Source organism: Pelagibacterium mangrovi, from assembly GCF_036662815.1.
In the GTDB taxonomy this organism is placed as follows: Bacteria; Pseudomonadota; Alphaproteobacteria; order Rhizobiales; family Devosiaceae; genus Pelagibacterium; species Pelagibacterium mangrovi.
Map to the genome: position 1 here is coordinate 122,399 of NZ_JBAFXA010000006.1, position 19,084 is coordinate 141,482.

Annotated in this window: 12 protein-coding genes; 2 read left to right on the forward strand and 10 right to left on the reverse strand. The window is 61.5% G+C overall.

Translation table 11 applies throughout. The annotated features are described in order from the left end of the window. Window positions 1-243 precede the first annotated feature (243 nt). The 5 genes from V4T21_RS11830 to V4T21_RS11850 all read right to left on the reverse strand — a co-directional run bounded on the left by V4T21_RS11830 (window position 244) and on the right by V4T21_RS11850 (window position 7,481). Window positions 244-1,791, reverse strand: a complete 1,548-nt coding sequence (locus V4T21_RS11830) for a GNAT family N-acetyltransferase (RefSeq protein ID WP_332716884.1) — start codon at window positions 1,789-1,791, stop codon at window positions 244-246. Between the two features lie 99 nt (window positions 1,792-1,890). After that, window positions 1,891-2,916, reverse strand: a complete 1,026-nt coding sequence (locus V4T21_RS11835; RefSeq protein ID WP_332716887.1) for a TRAP transporter substrate-binding protein — start codon at window positions 2,914-2,916, stop codon at window positions 1,891-1,893. Between the two features lie 129 nt (window positions 2,917-3,045). Next, window positions 3,046-4,185, reverse strand: coding sequence for a PQQ-dependent sugar dehydrogenase (locus tag V4T21_RS11840; protein ID WP_332716890.1), 1,140 nt, complete (start codon window positions 4,183-4,185; stop codon window positions 3,046-3,048). Between the two features lie 92 nt (window positions 4,186-4,277). After that, window positions 4,278-4,988 (reverse strand): D-lyxose/D-mannose family sugar isomerase, encoded by a 711-nt coding sequence (locus V4T21_RS11845; protein ID WP_332716892.1) that lies wholly within the window; start codon window positions 4,986-4,988, stop codon window positions 4,278-4,280. 21 nt (window positions 4,989-5,009) lie between these two features. Beyond that, window positions 5,010-7,481 (reverse strand): beta-mannosidase, encoded by a 2,472-nt coding sequence (locus tag V4T21_RS11850; RefSeq protein WP_332716894.1) that lies wholly within the window; start codon window positions 7,479-7,481, stop codon window positions 5,010-5,012. A 127-nt stretch (window positions 7,482-7,608) separates the two neighbouring features. Here V4T21_RS11850 and V4T21_RS11855 point away from each other — a divergent pair, with 127 nt between their 5' ends. Then, on the forward strand, window positions 7,609-8,091 hold the full coding sequence (locus V4T21_RS11855) for a methyltransferase family protein (protein WP_332716896.1): 483 nt from the start codon (window positions 7,609-7,611) through the stop codon (window positions 8,089-8,091). Between the two features lie 5 nt (window positions 8,092-8,096). On the opposite strand, the gene V4T21_RS11860 is transcribed toward V4T21_RS11855, so the two are convergent. Both V4T21_RS11860 and V4T21_RS11865 read right to left on the reverse strand, forming a co-directional pair. Beyond that, entirely contained in the window at window positions 8,097-9,983 is a 1,887-nt protein-coding gene (locus V4T21_RS11860) for an ABC transporter ATP-binding protein (RefSeq protein ID WP_332717478.1), read from the reverse strand. Between the two features lie 68 nt (window positions 9,984-10,051). After that, on the reverse strand, window positions 10,052-11,917 hold the full coding sequence (locus V4T21_RS11865; protein WP_332716899.1) for an ABC transporter ATP-binding protein: 1,866 nt from the start codon (window positions 11,915-11,917) through the stop codon (window positions 10,052-10,054). 534 nt (window positions 11,918-12,451) lie between these two features. On the opposite strand from V4T21_RS11865, the gene V4T21_RS11870 reads away from it, so the two are divergent. Then, a complete protein-coding gene (locus V4T21_RS11870) occupies window positions 12,452-14,062 on the forward strand; it encodes a sensor histidine kinase (protein WP_332716901.1) in 1,611 nt (536 codons plus the stop codon). Here the strand turns inward: V4T21_RS11870 and V4T21_RS11875 are convergent. Genes V4T21_RS11875 through V4T21_RS11885 form a run of 3 tightly spaced genes read right to left on the reverse strand, consistent with a single transcriptional unit; the run spans window position 14,059 to window position 19,033 of the window. After that, window positions 14,059-16,941, reverse strand: coding sequence for a bifunctional [glutamine synthetase] adenylyltransferase/[glutamine synthetase]-adenylyl-L-tyrosine phosphorylase (locus V4T21_RS11875; protein ID WP_332716903.1), 2,883 nt, complete (start codon window positions 16,939-16,941; stop codon window positions 14,059-14,061). The two genes, V4T21_RS11870 and V4T21_RS11875, sit on opposite strands and share 4 nt — an antisense overlap. 9 nt (window positions 16,942-16,950) lie before the next feature. Continuing rightward, window positions 16,951-18,369 carry a sensor histidine kinase gene (locus V4T21_RS11880; RefSeq protein WP_332716905.1) on the reverse strand — a complete coding sequence of 473 codons (1,419 nt, stop codon included), beginning with the start codon at window positions 18,367-18,369 and terminating at the stop codon, window positions 16,951-16,953. After that, window positions 18,362-19,033, reverse strand: a complete 672-nt coding sequence (locus V4T21_RS11885) for a winged helix-turn-helix domain-containing protein (protein WP_332716907.1) — start codon at window positions 19,031-19,033, stop codon at window positions 18,362-18,364. The genes V4T21_RS11880 and V4T21_RS11885 overlap by 8 nt, the downstream gene beginning before the upstream one ends. Window positions 19,034-19,084: the final 51 nt, after the last annotated feature.

A 19,084-nucleotide genomic window follows, 5' to 3' on the forward strand; every position in this document is an offset into this window, starting at 1 on the left:
GCGGTCGCGTCAGCGGAGGCAGAAACGTTCCCAGCGCCGACCCACGGCACGGTCGAGGGTGTACTGGCGAAAGCCAGCGGGGATTGGCCCCAGCATGAGAGAACGACCAGGCCCAAAACCCCGGATGCATGGGGCGATGACCGCTTCATACTAACTACCAAAGCACGAGGCGCTCATCGCCCCATGCCGTCTTAAAATCGTTCACAACCGCAGCGGGCACCGCGTGCGGGGCATCGGCACGCCTTACCCGCCATCCTTCCAGCGGATGCGATAAAGGTCGAAGCGGCGATCGCGGAGGTTGCGCACCGCGCCCTGTGCCCGTGCCCATTGCAACGTCGAGACGTTGAGATCGGCGACCACCACCATCTCCACATTCTCACTCGCCTCCGCCGCGATGCCGTCACGGGCGAAAGGCATGTCCGAGGGCGTGTAGATGGCCGAATGGGCATAGTTGATGTCGAGATTGTCGACATTGGCGAGATTGCCGGTGATCCCCGAGGTCACCACATAACACTGGTTCTCGATGGTTCGCGCCTGGCAGCAATATTTCACCCGCAGATGCCCCTGCCGAGTGTCGGTGCAATAGGGCACGAACATGATCCGCGCGCCCTGATCGGCCAGCCGCCGGGCCACTTCGGGGAATTCGCTGTCGTAGCAGATCATCACGCCGATCGGTCCGCAATCGGTGTCGATCACATCGACGGTGTCGCCACCGACGATGCCCCAATAGTCTCGCTCGTCGGGCGTCGGGTGCATCTTTTCCTGCGCGTGGATCGTGCCGTCGCGCAAAAAGACGTAACAGACGTTCTGGATGTCCTCATCCTCGGTGACCGTGGGGTGGGACCCGCCGATGATGTTGATGTTCCATTTGAGCGCCATCTGCTGCATGCGCTCGATGAATTGCGGGGTATATTCGGTCAGCCGCAGGATCGCGTCATGGGGCGGCAGTTCCGGTTCGCTCGACAGCAGCATGAGCGTGAAGAGCTCGGGAAAGACCAGGAAGTCCGATCCATAATCGGCCGCCACCTCGGCGAAATATTGCATGTGCTCGAAAAACGCATCGGCGTTTTCGAACCGGCGCGCTTCGAGCTGCACCGTCGTCACCCGCACCGTCTCACGGCTGCGCCGATGGGCGGGCCGGCTTTCGTCCTCCTCGTCATAGCGCGGATTGCGCCACACCATGAGCGCGGCGTGCCCGCCCGAGGCCTTGTCGTCGGGATGATAGTGGCGCAGCAGCATTTCGGGCTCGAACCCCAGCTTCATCTGGAAGCTGGCCACCGGATCGCGCACTTCCCGGTCCTTGACCGCCTGGAAATACTGGCTGATGCGCGGGTATTCCTTCTTGTTGCGCCGATACCCCGGCAGCCGCCCGCCAAACGCGATGCCCTTGAGCCAGAGTTCCTCGCACAGGCGCTGGCGCGCTTCATAGAGCCGGCGCCCGATCCGGTTGCGCTGCCGTCCCGGATCGACGCAAACCTCGACGCCATAGAGCCATTCGCCCTTGGCGTTGTGCAGGCTCGCATAGCCCGCACCCGTAATGTTCTCCCAGGTGTGCTGGCGGAAAATCTGCTTTTCGCTCAATTGCAGCGTTGCCGCATAGCCGACGATCTGGCCATCGAACACAGCCACGAATTGTCCCTCGGGAAAGGCGTTGATTTGTCCCCGGATCGTTCCGGGGAGGTAAGGTCCCTCCTCCGGATAGACCCGCTCGGTGAGCTTGATGATGGCCGGGATATCGCGAATCTTTGCAGTCCGCACCTCGAGGAGAGGTTTATCGGAGAGTTTGGGCACGGGGCGGAAACCTTCAGACAGAACAGTTCAAATGCTTTTTGCCGGCAGCGCGCCGGCCAATGCAAGCACAACGCGCCACCAATCCATTTGCTCCCCACCCTATTGTCGCATTTCCTCGGCCACCAGTTCCATCGCCCGCTCATGGATCGCGCGCCCATCGATCCCGACTGCCTCGGTTTCGGCGAACCAGTTGTCGATGGTCGCCTGCGCGGCCGTGCGCCAGCGCTCCGTCTCATCGGCGTCCAGCGTCACGATGGAATTTCCAGCGGCGACGGCTTCGTTTCGCGCCACCACATCGTCAGCGTCATTGGCCGCCCCGAACCGACCCGCCCATTCGATCCCCGAATTGGCATCGACCACCGCCTTGAGATCGTCCGGCAGTCGATCATACGCCTCCTGGTTCATGACGAAGGCAAAGGTCTGCGTATAAAGCCCGTGATCGCCCGAAAATTCGGTATGATGCCTTACGATCTCGCTGGTCCGCAGCGCCAGCGTCACCTGCCAGGGTATCGTCGTCGCGTCGATGGTCCCCCGCGAAAGCGCTTCGGGCACATCGGGAACCGGCATGCCGATGGGCTCGGCGCCAAAATCGGCCAGCATGGCGCTGATGACGCGCGACCCGCCCCGGATCTTCATTCCATTCAGATCCTCAAGCCTTTCGATCGGGTCCCGCGAATGGAACAGCCCCGGCCCGTGCGTGTGGACCGCGATCAGCCTGACGCCATCGAATTCGTCCATGGCGTTTTCCTCGACGAAGCGCTGGAACGCCCGCGAGGTGTCTTCGCCATTGGTCACCAGAAACGGCATCTCGAAAACCTCCGATTTTGGAAACCGGCCCGGCGTATATCCCAGCACCGTCCATGTGAGGTCCACGACGCCGTCCCGCGCCTGGTCGAAAAGATTGGCCGGCGCACCGCCCAGGATCATCGAGGGATAGAATTCGACGGCGATCCGGCCGCCCGACTGTTCCTCGACGGCTTCGGCCCACGGGATCAATCCTTCGCGCGGCACGCTGTCGGTCATGGGCAGGAAGTGATGCAGCCTGAGCGTAACCTCCTGCGCCGAAACGGGCATGACGAGGCCAACGCCGATCAGCGCCGCCGCAACAGATTTTCTGGTGAACATGAAAGGTCCCTGCATGCGCGGGACCAGCAAGGATGCCTCTCACCCTGTGCGAGTTCGATCCCGCTCCGGGTCCTGGACATGGCAACCCGGGCATCGGTTCCCCCGATGCCCGGATTTTCTAGCGCAAGCTTATTCGGCGCTCAACCGGAGAATTTCGCCGGCTTCGGCGTCGGTCACGAGATAGATCGCATCATCGGGACCCTGGACCACATCGCGTATCCGGTGGGGGAAGTCGTCGCCGAACAGGAATTCATCACCGACCACCTCTTCGCCTTCGAGATCGACGCGAATCAGGTCGGTCCCCGCCAACGCGCCGATAAAGCCGTCTCCCTGCCAGTCGGGGAACATGTCTCCCGTGTAGAACAGCAGACCGGAGGGAGCAGGCGAAGGCACCCAGGTCCGTTCGGCCGGAACGAGTTCCTCGGGAAGCTCTTCGGGCGGATTGATGGGATCACCGGAATATTCGGTCCCCTCGGTCAGCAACGGCCAACCGAAATTGCCACTCTCCACGACCTTGTTGAGCTCGTCACCACCGCGCGGCCCGTGCTCGGCCACCCAGAGCTGGCCGGTATCGGGATGCAGATCGGCACCCTGCATGTTGCGGTGTCCATAGCTCCAGATTTCGGGCAGCGCCCCCTCGGTATCGACGAACGGATTGTCATCGGGAACCGTGCCGTCGGGCAGAATGCGGATCACCTTGCCCAGATGCGAGCCGAGGTCCTGGGCCTGGACACGGAATTCGGCGTCCGAGCGTTCGCCGGTGGTGATGAACAGATATCCATCATTGTCGAAGGTCAGCCGCGAGCCAAAATGCAGCGTCGAGGGGATTTTGGGCTGCTGAGAGAAGATCACTTCGACGTCGGTCAGCTCGGACATGTCCTCGCTCAAGACGCCGCGCGCGACGGCGGTCGAATTGGTCCCCGCTTCCTCGCCGGCCTCGGCGAAGCTGAGGTAGACATAGCGATTGGTCTCGAACTCGGGATCGAGAGCGACATCGAGCAACCCGCCCTGTCCTTCGTAAACGACCTCGGGCACGCCCGCGATCGGATCGGAAATTTCGCCATCGGCGGTCACATGGCGCAGATTGCCGGGCCGCTCGGTCACCAGCATGCTGTCATCGGGCAGGAAGACCAATGCCCACGGAAATTCCAGCCCTTCAACGAAAGGCTCGAGCGTGACCGCTCCGTTTTCGGTTTCGTAAGTCTGGGCCACGGCGGGGGTTACCAGTGCCGTCGCGCATGCCAATGCAATAAGAGATTTTCTAAACATAATCGGCCTCCTCAAAGTTTATTACGAACACGCAATAAGGGAGGGCGGAAGTTTGTTCCGACAATGGCAATCACGAAAAATTCAGAGAAAAATCAATAGCTCGTGCCGCCTGCCCTGCCGAACCATGTCTCGTAATCGGAAACCAGCAGGTGGATTGGGTCCATATCCTCTTCGATGGCCGAGAACCGGCCGATCGGGTCGAGGAAGGTGTTGTCGGTACGGTCGTCATTGACGGTGGAAACCTCGCCTATGAGCACGTCCCCGCCCTCGCCCCAGAATTTGTGCCAATTGCCCGGCAGCAGGGTTACGCTCTCGCCGGGCGAGAGTTCGAGGATACCGCCGGCCGGCAGGACGCGGGCGACGCCGTCGGTGAAAACCGTTACCTCTCCGGTCGTATCGATCCCCGTTCCGGTTCCATCGTCATTATAAAGCTGGAGCGCGAGCGTCGCCCCGCCCCGGTTGATAATGTCCTCGGCCTTGATGGTATGCCGATGCATGGGGGAAATCTGATCCTGGCGCGAGATCATGATCTTTTCGGCATAGAGCATGCCGCGCCCCTTATCGAGATCGGCGGCGTCGCCATTGCGGACCGTGAACAGGAACAGACCCAAGGCGTCGAAATCGCCCTGGCCGTAATCGGTGACGTCCCAGCCGAGCCCCGCGGTAACGATATTGCCGATCTGGTCCTGCCGATCCTTCATTTCGGACGGCGTCCAATAGGCGAAGGGGGGCAGGATATAACCGAAGGAGCGGATAAACTCGTCGGCTTGGGAAATGATTTCGTTGACGCGCGACCGCTTCATTCGGGCTACTCCAGATGTAACTCAATAGGTCTGCGCCAAATGGCTGATCCTCAAGGTGTTTTTGAGATCGTCCAATGTCGGCGCCGCGCCTTTTCGAGGGGTGAAGCTAAGCGTAACGCCACGACCCGGCAAGAGCGTCACGCAGTTGTCCGAAAAATATCCAGCGCAATCGGTCTGGGCAGTGACAAAGAAGGCACAGGCGTCCGATTGCAGGGTCAGATGATGGCGGTTGCCCTCGCTGGTCCAACGGGCATTTATCCCCGCTTGGGGAAGATCGTAGTATTTGTAAGCGCGCGGGAAAAAGTCGTTGGTTCCGATAAGGACACCATCCCGGCCGCGCCATTCGAACAGCAGAAAGCCATCCTCTCCCACGGCTTCGAGCGGTACGCGAACCAGTTCGGACGCCGATTCAAGTCCGAGGGAAATGTCGAGTCGGTGCAAGGATTTGGCTTGGCCGTCCATGCCGACAAGAAAGATTTCCAGCGCGATGTCGCGGGCCGCCGGACCGTCGTTCATTCCCTTGAGCACGATCTCCTCGCCCTCGGGCACGGCAACGACATTGATGGGAGCGAAGAAGCGTTTGGCGAGATAATGAAGCAGCTTCCACTGCCCGCCATAATCGAGGCTCGACCAGCTTGCGACCGGCCAGATGTCGTTGATCTGCCAATAGAGCGTGCCCATGCAGCGCGGCTTGGTGGACCGCCAGAATTCAATTGCGGTCTTGATCGCCAGCCCCTGCTGGATCTGGGAGAGGAACACCATCTCCTCAAACCCTTTGGGAAAACGGAAATAGCGGCACATGGTTTCGAGAATGCGAGCATTGCCGCCATCGTTGCGCTGATGGGTTTCCATCACGGGAGAGGACGGATTGCGATCACCCGGTTCGGTGAAGCTCTCGATGATTTTCATCGAGGTGAAGGACTGGAAACCGAACTCGGACGCGAAGCGGGGCTGAACGGTGCGATAATGCTCGAACGGTTTGGCCGAGTGCCAGACGTCCCAGAAATGCATGTCGCCACGCGTATCGACATGCCATCCATCGGCGAAATCCATGTAGCCGAGCGAGGGAGAGGATGGCCAGAACCGGCGCTGCGGGTCCTCATCGGCCACGATGTCGGCAAGCAGCTTGCTCATGCGGTCGTAATTGGCCAGATGGCGGTCGCGGTTGGCTCGCGTTTCGGGATACCAGTTCAGCGACCCGATAACCTCGTTGTCGCCGCACCAGATGGCGATCGAGGCATGGTGGGAGAGCCGGCGCACCTGCTGGGTGATCTCGGTCGCCACGTCGGCGAGAAAAGGACGATCGGACGGATAGGGCATGCAGGAGAACATGAAATCCTGCCAGACCAGCAGGCCCAGTTCGTCGCAAAGATCGTAGAACCAATCGGGCTCATACTGCCCTCCACCCCAAACACGCAACATATTGTAATTCGCGGCCTTGGCGCTTTCGAGCAGGTCCCTAACCGTTTCCGGCGTGATGCGCGACGGGATGGCATCGGCGGGAATCCAGTTTGCGCCCATCATCGTGATGTCGCGGCCGTTGATGCGGCATTTGAAAGTGTGGTCGATGGCGTCGGGTTCGACCACCCATTGAAGCTCGCGCAGCCCGATCTTGCGGGTCGTCACCTCGCCGTCGACATTGCTGACGAGGTCATAAAGGGGCTGATCGCCCTGCCCGCTCGGCCACCAAAGACGCGGATCGTGAACGATCAGCGTATGCGTAAAGGCATTCTCGCCTTTGCGAAGCACAACCGGCCCACCGATATTTTGCCCGTCGAAGCTGTGAGTGAGCGTGATTTCACCATCTGCGAAAGCGTGAACGCGCGTCCTGATTTCCAGCCTCACGGCCCCGTTCTCGTGGTGCTGGTCCACCTGAACGCTTTCGGTGCGTGCGAGCCGCGTGCGGCGCAATTTCATGGTGCCGTAAACGCCGGTGGGCATGAGGCAGATGCCCCAATCCCAGCCGGCATGGCATGCGGTCTTGCGTACGAAATTGAGGTGGGCGACCTTCTGGTTCATCGCCGCGTAAGGGATCGCAAAAGGATGGGCGTCGGCACGGGCCTGGGCTACATCGGGCACTGCGGCGAATGCAATCGTCAGCGTGTTCTCGCCCGCGCGCACCTTGCCGGTGACGTCGATATCGTAGCGGATGAACTGGTTCTGCGTCGCGGCGATCGCTTCGCCGTTGAGCAGGACAGTGGCGATGCAATCGACCTCCGAGAGCGTCAGCGTCAAAAAGCCGTCCGCCATTTCAGCGGGCACGTCGAATGTGCGCTCGACGGTCCAAGGGGTTTCATACACCCAGGCGACAACCTCCTCATTCTGGCCGAAATAGGGATCGGGAATTTCACCGGCCTCGAGCAGCGCCGTATGCACGTCGCCCGGCAGGTCGATTTCCCCGCTCCAGCCGCGCTCGGGAGCAACAAGAGTGAAGCGCCCGCCGAGATCGATAGCGGTGTAATCGATTGCAACTTTGGAATGGACGTCGGCCATAGCGTGCTCCTCATTGCGCTGGGGGCTGATCGTAGGGCGCGGTTACGCGCCATCCAAGGGCCTTCTACTCCAGCCCAATGTGGCGTTAAATGGGAAATCGCCCCAAGCATGTGCGCAGGAGGAAGCCATGCCCAAGCCCGAACGCGACAATCCCGGCTTGCCGCACCTTCCGCCTACCTATCCGGTGGCTTTTCTGGCGTGCGCGATAGTGCTCGATTGGCTGTTTCCCGTATCGGTTCTGCCCGCGCCGACCCTCATTTCATTCCCGACCCTCGTCGGCGCGGTACTGGTCGCCGGCGGACTTGGGCTCGATGTCTGGGCCTATCGTGTGATGCAGGCCGCCGGGACACATGCCGAGCCATTCAAGCCGACCACGACGATAGTCTCCCATGGTCCGTTCAGCATCACCCGCAACCCGATGTATGTTGGCTTTCTGCTGACATATACCGGCCTTTCCATTGCCTTCGCGCTCGAATGGGGATTGCTCGGCCTGCCATTTTTGTGGCTCGTCCTGGATCGGGTGGTCGTCACGCGCGAGGAAACCTATCTCAGCCGCAAATTCGGGCCGACCTATGCGCATTATCTGACGCACACCCGACGCTGGCTCTGAACGGCTTATTCGGCTGCGTCGTCGAGATCGAGAAAGCCGCCCGACTGGCGTTCCCAGAGGCGTGCGTAATGGCCGCCCCGCTCCAGCAATTCCTCGTGGGTCCCTTCCTCCACAATCCGGCCGTGGTCGAGGATCACCAGCCGATCCATGGCCGCGATCGTCGAGAGCCGGTGGGCGATGGCGATGACGGTCTTGCCTTCCATGAGTCTATCGAGCTGGCTCTGGATCGCGGCTTCCACTTCGCTGTCGAGCGCCGAGGTCGCCTCGTCGAGGACCAGGATCGGGGCATCCTTGAGCAGGACCCTCGCGATGGCAATGCGCTGGCGCTGACCGCCCGAGAGCTTGACGCCGCGCTCGCCCACCTGGGCGTCGTAGCCGCTGCGACCACGATTATCCCTGAGGTCCATTATGAAATCATGGGCCTCGGCGCCTTTTGCTGCGGCGATCATTTCCGCCTCGGGCGCGCTAGGTTTACCGAACATGATGTTGGCCCGCACCGAACGATGCAGAAGCGCCGTATCCTGGGTAACCACGCCGATATTGGCGCGCAGGGATTCCTGGGTCACACCGGCAATATCCTGCCCGTCGATCAGAATACGGCCGCTCTCCACGTCGTAGAAGCGCAACAGCAGGTTGACCAGCGTCGATTTTCCGGCGCCCGAATGACCGACAAGCCCGATCTTCTCGCCCGGCGCGATGGAGAGGTTAATGCCCTCGATGATCCCGCCTTCGCGGCCGTAATGGAATTTCACGTTCTCGAAATTGACCGCCGCCCGGTTCACCTCGAGTGGCTCGGCATCTGGCGCGTCAACGAGATCGAGCGGTTGGGCGATGGTCTCCATCGCGTTCTGGGCGACACCGAAATGGCGCATCATGCCGTTGAGCTGCCCCATAAGCCGCATCTGCATCATGTTGAGGCGCAGGACGAGGCTCAGCGTAAAGGCGATCGCGCCCACGGTGATGGCGTTGGTCGACCAAAGCTGGATCGAAAGCGCGCCGAAGGCGGCGATCATCACCGCGCTCAACAGGCCCATGGCGGCGCGAAGCCCCGTGACGAGGCGGGCCAGCCGGGTCGCCGAATTCAGGAACCGCTCGAAGCCCTTCTTGACGTAGGTGTCGTTGTCCTCGGCGTTGCCGAACAGGCGCAGCGTCTGGATATTGGCAAAACTGTCGGTGATGCGCCCGTTGAGGATGGACGCGTTTTCGGCATTCTCTGCCGCCCGATTACGCATGCGGGGCACGAAATAACGCGCCATGGCCAGCACAATGCCGATCCAGATTACGACGAGCGCCGCCATGCGCCAGTCGAGCTGGGCGAAAAGGAAGATCGTGGTGCCGGCGAAGATGGTCAGCGCCCATCCGATCTGGATGACGCTTGCGACGAAATCATTAAGCGATTGGGCTGCCTGGGACACTTTGGTGACCAGCCGACCGGCGAAATCGTCGTTGAAGAAGCGAACCGACTGGCGGGAAACATAGGCATAGGTCTGCCAGCGCACCATCGTGGTAAAGCCGCGCCCGATGGTTTGTTCTTCGACAAGCGCCTGCAAGGCGGGCGCAATGAAGCGACCGATCACCACGACGCCGACCATGATGGCCAGTTCGGTCCCATGGTCGGCGATGAACCCGCTCCAGCCGCTCGCGGCATCGCTCGATTCCATGAGATCGATGAGCCGGCCCATATAGAAAAAGAACAGGGCTTCGAACAGCGAGGTCAGCCCGGTAAAGACCAGCACCGCCAGATAGGGCGCCTTCGCCTGGCTGATATAATACCACAGGAATGCCCAGATCGTGTCAGGCGGCTGCACGTCGCCCTTGTGGTCGAACGGATCGATCCAGGTCTCGAAAACCTTGGAAATACGGGCGGGAAGGCTGAGAGAGTCCTGCTTCATATCGGTCAAAATAAGAACCCTTTCAGGATATATCAAGATATATCTTTAACCCGACCCGCCCGTCTCGTTCATTGTGCCGCGACCTCCTCGACATCCGCATCGATAAAGCCGCCGGACTGCCGTGCCCAAAGCCTTGCATACGTACCGCCGGTTTCCACCAGTTCGGCATGCGTGCCCTGCTCGACCACCCTGCCCTCTTCAAGGACGATCAGCCGATCCATCGCCGCGATGGTCGAGAGCCGGTGGGCGATAGCGATAACGGTCTTGCCCTCCATCAGCATATCGAGCTGGCTCTGGATAGCGGCTTCCACTTCCGAATCGAGCGCCGACGTCGCCTCGTCCAACACCAGGATCGGTGCATCCTTGAGCAGAACGCGCGCAATCGCAATGCGTTGCCGCTGCCCGCCGGAAAGCTTGACGCCCCGTTCGCCCACATGGGCATCATATCCGGTGCGCCCCTTGGCATCGGCGAGGCCCAGGATGAAGTCATGGGCTTCGGCCTGCCGCGCGGCGGCGAACATTTCCTCGTCCGTCGCATCGGGCCGGCCGTATTTGATGTTTTCGCGGACCGAACGATGCAGGAGTGAGGTGTCCTGCGTCACCACCCCGATATTGGCGCGAAGCGAATCCTGGGCAACGGAGGCGATGTCCGTTCCATCGATCAGCACGTGCCCACTTTGACGGTCATAGAAGCGCAGAAGCAGGTTGACGATTGTGGATTTCCCCGCGCCCGAACGCCCCACCAGTCCGATCTTTTCTCCGGGGCGGACGTGCAGGTTCAGCCCTTCGATGACCTTGGTGGAGGACGCGTCACCCTTCTTGCCGTAGTTGAAGGCGACATCCTGAAACGCGATATCGCCCTTCACCCGCTCCAGACGCGGAGCGTTGGGTTCGTCGGCAACGATGGCGGGCAGCGAGAGCGAATTGATGCCGTCCCGCACCGTGCCGATATTTTCGAACAGCGCGGACATTTCCCACATGATCCACTGGCTCATGCCCTGGAAGCGCATGACGATGGCAGCGGCAGCGGCCACCGCACCGGCGGTTACAGTATCGCCGAGCCACAACCAGATGCCCACGAAGCCCACGGCAAACAGAAGCAGCCCATTGAGTATCGTGATCGCCTGATTGAGGATGGTGATGTATCGCATCTGACCGTGGACGGTCTGCAGGAACTCATCCATTGCCTCGCGGGAATAGCTCTCCTCGCGGCTCGAATGGGAGAAGAGTTTCACCGTCGCGATATTGGTATAGCTGTCCACGATTCGCCCGGTCATCATCGACCGCGCGTCCGCCTGCCTTTCCGAGATACGGCCCAGTTTTGGAACGTAATAGTAGAGCAGTCCCGCATAGGCGACGACCCAGACGACAAAGGGGATGGCCAGCCAGATGTTGTTCATCGCGGCGAGGACGACCGCGCCAACGAAGTAAACGACGACGTAATTGAGCACGTCGAGCAGTTTCATCACCGTTTCGCGGACCGCGAGTGCCGTCTGCATCACCTTAGTGGCGATACGACCCGCGAACTCGTCCTGGAAATAGCTCATCGACTGGCGAATGAGATACCGGTGCGCCATCCAACGAATGCGTTGGGGGAAATTTCCCAGCAACGTCTGGTGAATGATGAGGTTCGAGATAAGCCCGAGCGCAGGCAGAACGACGAGTACGAAAACGCTCATCCACAACAGCGTCATGCCCTCATCGGCCAGAAATGTTTCCTTGTCGGCGTCGGAGAGCCAGTCGATGACGCTGCCCAGAAAGCCGAACAGGGCGATTTCGCCCAACGCGCCGAGCGTGGTGAGGATCGCCATAATGGCGAGCGGCAGCTTAACGCCTTCGGTGTAGTGCAGGCAGAAGGCGAGCAGCGACCTGGGCGGTTGCGCGGGCGCCTGCGGCGGATAGGGATTGAGAAGGTTTTCGAACCAGCGGAACATCGGAATTACCCGAGGGAAGAGAAACGGCATCGCCGCCCGCGCCTTCCCACATGCGCCGACGGAAATCGATCGAATAATTTAACAAGCTAAGACTTGATAAATTCACCGACGGCGATCGTCAAGTCACGCTTTGAGTGCAAGGACGGTTTTGCCCGCGCCGATCCGACACAGATCGACGGCGTCGCGGGCCGAACAGACTACCATCTTGGAGCGCGAGTCGCATGGCATTGGCGTGACAGACGCCCCAAACCCGGGCTGTCCACAGGCCCGATCATCATGGTTAACAAAGTGGAAATATTTTTCACAGGCCCTAAGTGACTCTGCCGACTCCATAATTCCGGCTTCGCACCGAGGCGGCAAAAAATGCCTATGGACAAGAGTCAATGAGCTGATTCAAAGTCTTAGCATCACTCAATCGGTGGGGGCAGCCACGTAAGACTGGTTGGTTCGAGCATGGGATCGGCGGACACATCCGGCGTCAGCGCAAAGGGATTCGAGGCAGCGCCGAACGGCGCGTCCGGCTGGACGTTGGCGTTGCCCCAGGTTTCGTTTCCCACGCTTGCGGTTCTGATCGTCACCATCGCCTCCGCCGGGTGCTTTCTGGCCTATGACATCGTGCGGACCGAAGCCGATCTCCGCGAGCGGGCCGCACTCGTCGCGGCATTGGCGGCTACCCAAATCGATCCCGGCCAATTCGACACCCTTTCCGACGAAGCGATCGCCATTCCCCCTGCATTGGCCAGTGACGCCCATGTGGAAGTCAGGGACGAGGACGGCGCGCTCGTTTTCAGCACCTTAGCGCAGTCCAGCACCGGCACTTCCGAACTCGCGGACTATATAGGGGCCAATGCAGCCCTGCCCGGTAGGCGGGGAGACATCGCCGTTTTCCTCCCGAGGGCATCGATACTGGGCGATCTGGCTCTGCGACACGGCTGGATCGTTGCGGCGCTCCTTGCCGGCCTTTTCCTGCTGTTTCGCTCATCGAACCGAGGTTTTCACCGCTTCGCCGCGCCTGCCATCGAGGCCGTGCCCTATGGGCTGGCGCATTGGAGCGAAGATGGACGGCTGGTTTGCATCAATCCCGCCTTTGCCCGGCTACTGCAGCTTCAACCGTCCCAGACCGCGCCGGGAATACCCTATTCGGCGATTACCCGTACGATCGCGGGCAAAATCTCGGCGCGGCCAGTCCTCGATATGGCACGTCAGCGGGTCGTCGAGGTCGAGCGCGGCGACGGCTCCGTGCTCATGCTCGATGAGCGCCCCTGCCCTTCGGGTGGGTTCGTCACCATCGTCACCGATATCACCGAGCGCAAGGCCGCCGACCGCATGCTGGGAGCCATCCGCGAGGAGCAGCGCACGCTCGCCCGGCGCTTTCACGAGGAAAAGATCAGGGCCGAAGCGTCGAGCCGCGCCAAGACCAGCTTTCTGGCGCATCTGTCCCATGATATCCGGACGCCGCTCAACCACATCATCGGCTTTGCGGACATGATCCGGCTCGAAACCTTCGGACCGCTGGGCGATGCGAAATACAAATCCTATGTTTCCGACATCAAGCGCGCCGGCGAAAAGCTGCTCGAATCCTTTGGTGAAATCCTTGAATTCGCCGAACTTGAAGGCGGGCGTAAATCGCTGAAAAACGATCCGGTTTCGCTCAACGAGCTGCTTTCTGGTTGTTCGGCCCGCTTTGCGAACCGCGCGTCACAAGCGGGCGTCCGCCTCCAGATCGCCGGCGAAGCGAGAGGATGGCTTTCCGCCGATCGGCATTATCTCGATCGCATGTTGGCCAATCTCATTGAAAACGCGCTGCGCTTCACGCCGCAAGGCGGACTGATCCGGGTCGCTGCATGGCCAGCCGACGATGGCGTGGTGCTCGAAGTCACCGATACCGGCGCCGGGATGACTGAAGAGCAGATGTCGCGCCTCTCCCAACCCTTCGCGCTTTCGGATGCCGCATTCACCCGCACCCATAACGGCATTGGGCTGGGCATCGCCATTGCCCGTGCCATCGCCGAGCAGAGTGGCGGACGGCTGGCCATCGATTCTCTCGAAGGCATCGGCACCACTGTCGCCATCTCCCTGCCCCTGGCGCGTGACGTCGAAATACCCGATGCGCCGATGGCCATCATGTCGGCACGTGCCGCCTAGCCCTTCATCCGCGCATAGAATTTCGCCGCCGCGGCGCTCACTTCTCCCCGCATGACGTCGATATCGACCTCCAGCCGCGAGAATTCGGGATAGTTGGCTCGCCTCGCCACCAGCTCCCGGAATGCGGGCGTCCATCCTTCGTCCTTGAGCGGATCGACGAGGCAGGCGCTCATCAATTGCAGTATGTTGCTGTAGGTCGCGTGGATTTCCGCCAGCCGCTCGCCCTCGGGCAGGATTGCGGTTTCGCTCAGGCGCAGCAGCGCCCGCGCCGGCGGCGCTTGCGGAATGGCGAGCGTTTTGCCTTCGAGAAGTTGCGCGGTCTGGGCGATGAATTCGAGATCGACCAGCCCGCCCTCATGGAGCTTGAGGTCGAAGGGATGGCGCGGCGGCCGCTCCTTGGCCATAAGCGCACGCATCTCGATCACATCGGCAACGATCTTTTCGCGGTCGCGCGGCAGCACCATGATCTGCGTGATTTCGTCATCGACGGTTTGTGGCAGATCGGCATCACCGATGAACAGCCGTGCCCGGGTCAAGGCCAGATGCTCCCACGTCCAGGCCTCGTCGCGCTGGTAGGAGCGGAAGCGACGAAGGCTCGTCGCCAGCGGCCCGGAATTGCCGGAAGGCCGGAGGCGCATGTCCGCCTCATAGAGCACCCCTTCGGCGGTCGGCGCCGAAATGGCCGCGATCAGGCGCTGAGTGAGGCGGGTGAAATATGTCGAAACATCAAGCGCGCGCTCACCGTCCGAACCGGCGCTCCCTTCCGGCACGTCGTACAGCAGAATGAAATCGAGGTCCGACGTCAACGTCATTTCCCGGCTGGCCATCTTGCCGAAGGCGAGCAACCCCACTCGCGCACCGGCGATCACCCCGTAGCGCCCGGCAAAGTCCTCACGCACGGCGGCGAACAGCCGGGCCAGCAGCGTTTCGGCCAATGCCGTAAATTGCCGCCCCGCCTGCTCGGCCGACAAAGTTCCCCCCACCAGCCCCGCCGCGATCAGGAATTTCTGCTCCTGCCCGATGATGCGGGCCCGATCGATCAAATCCTCGAAACTGCGCGCCTCGGCCAGGAAAATATCCACGCTGGCGATATGGGAATCCGAGGTCGCGATGTCTCCGGTAAACGACGGATCGATAAGACCGTCGACGACATGGGCGCGATGGATCACTGCCTCGGCCAACCGGGGCGCGGACGACATGAAATCGAGCAGGAGCTGGCGCAAATAGGCATGGTTGCGCAACAGCGCGAACATCTGCACGCCGGCCGGCAGGCGCGTCAGAAAATCGTTGAACCGCGCAAAGGCCACGTCGGCATTGCCGCTTTCGGAAAACGTCTTGAGCAGCCCAGGGATAAGCTCGGTCAGATGCTCGCGCGCCTTGGCTGCCCGCGTCGCCGCATAGCCGCCATAGTGCCATTTGCGGATCGTCGCCGAGACGGCAGCCGGATCGGAAAACCCCAGATTGGCCAACGTCTCGAGCGTATCGGGGTCATCGTCGCTGCCTGTGAAAACGAGATTTCCCAATTCTCCCGAAAGGCTCTCTCCTTCCGAAAAGAGCTCCGCGTAATATTCGGACACGCGGGCCAGCGCCGCTCGATAATCGGTCTCGAACCGATCGGGCGCTTCATAACCCATCAGCAAGGCGATATCGGCGACGCCCTCTTCCGTCTCGGGCATCACATGGGTCTGCTCGTCCCGCAACATCTGCAGTCGATTTTCGACGGCCCGGAGAAACCAATAGGTCTCTTCGAGATCATACGCCGTCTCCGCGCCGATCCACTTGCCCGCGACAAGGGCGGCCAGCGCCTCGGCAGTCGGGCGCACCCGCAGATCGGGGTCGCGTCCGCCGGCAATCAATTGCTGGGTCTGGACGAAGAACTCGATTTCGCGAATGCCGCCGCGCCCGAGCTTGACGTTATGGCCAAGCACACGCTCGACACCCACCTTACGGTGAATATTGATCTGGCGCTTCATGGCCTGAATATCGGCGATCATCGCGAAATCGAGATGCTTGCGCCAGACGAAGGGCGAGAGCTCCTTGAGGAACTGCTTCCCCAGCGACAGGTCGCCCGCACAGGGCCTTGCCTTGATCCAGGCCGCCCGTTCCCAGTTCTGCCCCCGCGATTCATAGTACCCCAGCGCGGCATCGACCGAGATCGCCACGGGCGTCGAACCGGGGTCGGGGCGAAGGCGCACATCGGTGCGGAATACATAACCATCCGCCGTACGATCCTGCATGATCGCCACCAGCCGGCGAACCAGACGCACATAGAATTTGTTGTGGTCCGCATCCTCGGGGAGCACGCCGCGATACGGATCGTAAAAGGCGACGATATCGATGTCCGAGGAATAGTTGAGTTCCTGTCCCCCATGCTTGCCAAGGGCAAAGATGGCGAGGCCGGAATGGGCGGCATCGGCCTTTTCCGGGGTCAATGCCAGTTTGCCCTCGGCAGCGGCTTCGGCCATGAGAAAATCGATCGCCGCCTGCAAGGCCGCATCGGCGAGATCGGACATGCAGCGCGTGGTCTCTCGCGCCGACCAGACGCCGCCGATTTCGGCGACGGCCGACAGCAGCGCGCCACGCGCCTTGCCCACCCGCAGGCGTCTGGACAACTCCTCCTCATCGGAGAGCCCGGCACCGCGCATGTCCTCGATCAGCGCGGCAAAGGCCTCACCGGGCTCGCTTTGCAGCGCTGCGGCGAACCATTGCGAATGTTTCACCGCAAGATCGCGCAGATAAGGCGCCGTCGTAAAGATCGGCGCGAGTGCCGGAGCGGCAACTTCGATCGCGGCCCGCTCGTCGCCGTCCAGGATATCGGAAAGAACGGCGACATCCGTTTGCGCTGGCAATGGACGCAGGCTTTTGCCCAATGCCGTCATGATGCAATCCTAGACCGGAAAGGTGATGACGGCCCGTGCGCCGGGCGCGTTGTCCTCGAAGCGGATGTCGCCCCCATGCAGCCGGACGACGGCGGAAACCAGGGCAAGCCCGAGCCCCGCGCCGGGCTCGGTGCGGCTTTCCTCAAGCCGGGCAAACCGCTCGAAAACCCGCTTGCGCTCGCCCTCCGGTATGCCCGGGCCTCTATCGGCGACTTCAATGACGATCCTCCCGGGCTCCCGCCTGGCGGCAAGCAAGATGCCGCCGTCTTCCTTGGCGTCCTTGCCGTATTTTATGGCATTTTCGACAAGGTTCACAAGGGCTTGCCCGATCAGCTCACGGTTGGCTTCGAGCCTTATCCCCGGTTCGATTTGCGTTTCGAGGCTGATCCCGGCATCTTCGGCGACCGGCGTATAAAGCTCGGCCACGTCAGCCGCCGCTTCGCTGATATCGATGTTGGAAAACGCGCCGCTGGGCGTCCCCGCTTCGGCCCGCGCGATCAGCAGCAGCGCGTTGAAGGTGCGGATGAGCTGATCGGATTCGGCGATAGTGGTTTCGAGCGCATTGCGCTGGGCCGCCGGATCGGCATTTTCGCGCAGGGCCGCTTCGGCCTTGTTGCGCAGGCGCGTCAGCGGCGTCTTGAGATCGTGGGCGACATTGTCGGTGACTTCCTTGAGCCCGATCATCAGCCGCTCGATCCTTTGGAGCATGGCGTTGAGGCTGGTCGCCACCGCGTCGAACTCGTCATTGCGCCCGGTCACCGGCACGCGCTCGGAGAGATTGCCGGAAATGATCTTGTTCGACGTACCCGTAATGCCGTCGATCCGCCGCAGCACGTAGCGCACAGTAAACCCGCCAGCCAGCACCGAAAGCAAGATGATCCCGATCACCCCGGCAAAGAACGTGCGCAGGATGATGGCGTTGAACCCCCGCCGCTCCCCCACGTCCCGGCCGATCACCAGCCGCAGGCCATTGGGCAGTTCCAGCGATTCAACAATTGCGGTACCTTGCGTCTGGACCATATTTTCCGGCCCGCCATAGATCTCCCGTCCCCGCTCATAGGTCAGCTCGAACCGACCCCTTTCGACCAGCACGGCCGGCGGAAAGTCGGTGACGTTGCCCGCGATCATGATCCCGGTGGGGTCGCCAAGATAGTAGATGCCCGGTCCCGGCCGATCGGCCAGCCGCTGCACTGCAAAGGCAACGGCGCGCACGCCCGCCTGGCTGGAGAGGAGACGAATCTGCGCGATCTCGCGTTCGACGGCACGGAATTGCTCGCGCTGGAGCTGCACCGTGCTTTGATAGGCGATCAACGCCAGCAGAACGATTGCAAAGCCCACGAAGATGGCGATGAACATCGCCGTGAGCCGGACGGTCGTTGTCCGCCACAGATTGCGTAAACGAAACGGGCGCGGCGGCGCGTCAGTCACGGATCACATATCCCGCGCCGCGCACGGTCTGCAGCAATTGGTGCTGATGGCCCTTGTCCACCTTGCCGCGCAGGCGGGACATGTGCACGTCGATCACATTGGTCTGGGGGTCGAAGTGATAGTCCCAGACGTTTTCGAGCAGCATGGTGCGGGTCACGACCCGACCGGCGTTTTTCATGAGATATTCGAGCAGACGGAACTCGCGCGGTTGCAGCACGATGGTTTCGCCGCCCCGCTCGACCTTGCGCGACAGCCTGTCGAGCACGAGGTCGCCCACCTGATAGGAGGTCGCGGCCTCGCTGGGTGCGCTTCTTCGCGCCATCACTTCGATGCGGGCAAGAAGTTCGGAAAAGGCATAGGGCTTGACGAGGTAATCGTCGCCGCCGGCGCGCAATCCGGTCACGCGGTCATCGACTTCGCCCAGCGCCGACAGGATGAGCACGGGCGTCTGATCATCTTCCGCCCGAAGGGATTCGATGATCGAAAGTCCGTCGCGGCGCGGCAGCATGCGGTCGATGATCAGAACGTCGTATTCCATGGCCGAGGCCATGGCAAAGCCCGTCTCGCCATCGCTGGCGTGATGGGCGATGTGGCCGCATTCGTCGAGCGCCTGGATAAGGTAGGACGCCGCTTCGCGATCGTCTTCAATGACTAGGATTTTCATCGATTTGCGCCCCGGTGCCCGAACGTCCCGGCATCCGCGCTGCCGGGAACG

Coding starts and splice junctions, on each gene's coding strand:
- V4T21_RS11835 (WP_332716887.1), bottom strand. CDS start 2,916: ATGTTCACCAGAAAATCTGTTGCGGCGGCGCTGATCGGCGTTGGCCTC.
- V4T21_RS11840 (WP_332716890.1), bottom strand. CDS start 4,185: ATGTTTAGAAAATCTCTTATTGCATTGGCATGCGCGACGGCACTGGTA.
- V4T21_RS11845 (WP_332716892.1), bottom strand. CDS start 4,988: ATGAAGCGGTCGCGCGTCAACGAAATCATTTCCCAAGCCGACGAGTTT.
- V4T21_RS11850 (WP_332716894.1), bottom strand. CDS start 7,481: ATGGCCGACGTCCATTCCAAAGTTGCAATCGATTACACCGCTATCGAT.
- V4T21_RS11855 (WP_332716896.1), top strand. CDS start 7,609: ATGCCCAAGCCCGAACGCGACAATCCCGGCTTGCCGCACCTTCCGCCT.
- V4T21_RS11860 (WP_332717478.1), bottom strand. CDS start 9,983: ATGAAGCAGGACTCTCTCAGCCTTCCCGCCCGTATTTCCAAGGTTTTC.
- V4T21_RS11865 (WP_332716899.1), bottom strand. CDS start 11,917: ATGTTCCGCTGGTTCGAAAACCTTCTCAATCCCTATCCGCCGCAGGCG.
- V4T21_RS11875 (WP_332716903.1), bottom strand. CDS start 16,941: ATGACGGCATTGGGCAAAAGCCTGCGTCCATTGCCAGCGCAAACGGAT.
- V4T21_RS11885 (WP_332716907.1), bottom strand. CDS start 19,033: ATGAAAATCCTAGTCATTGAAGACGATCGCGAAGCGGCGTCCTACCTT.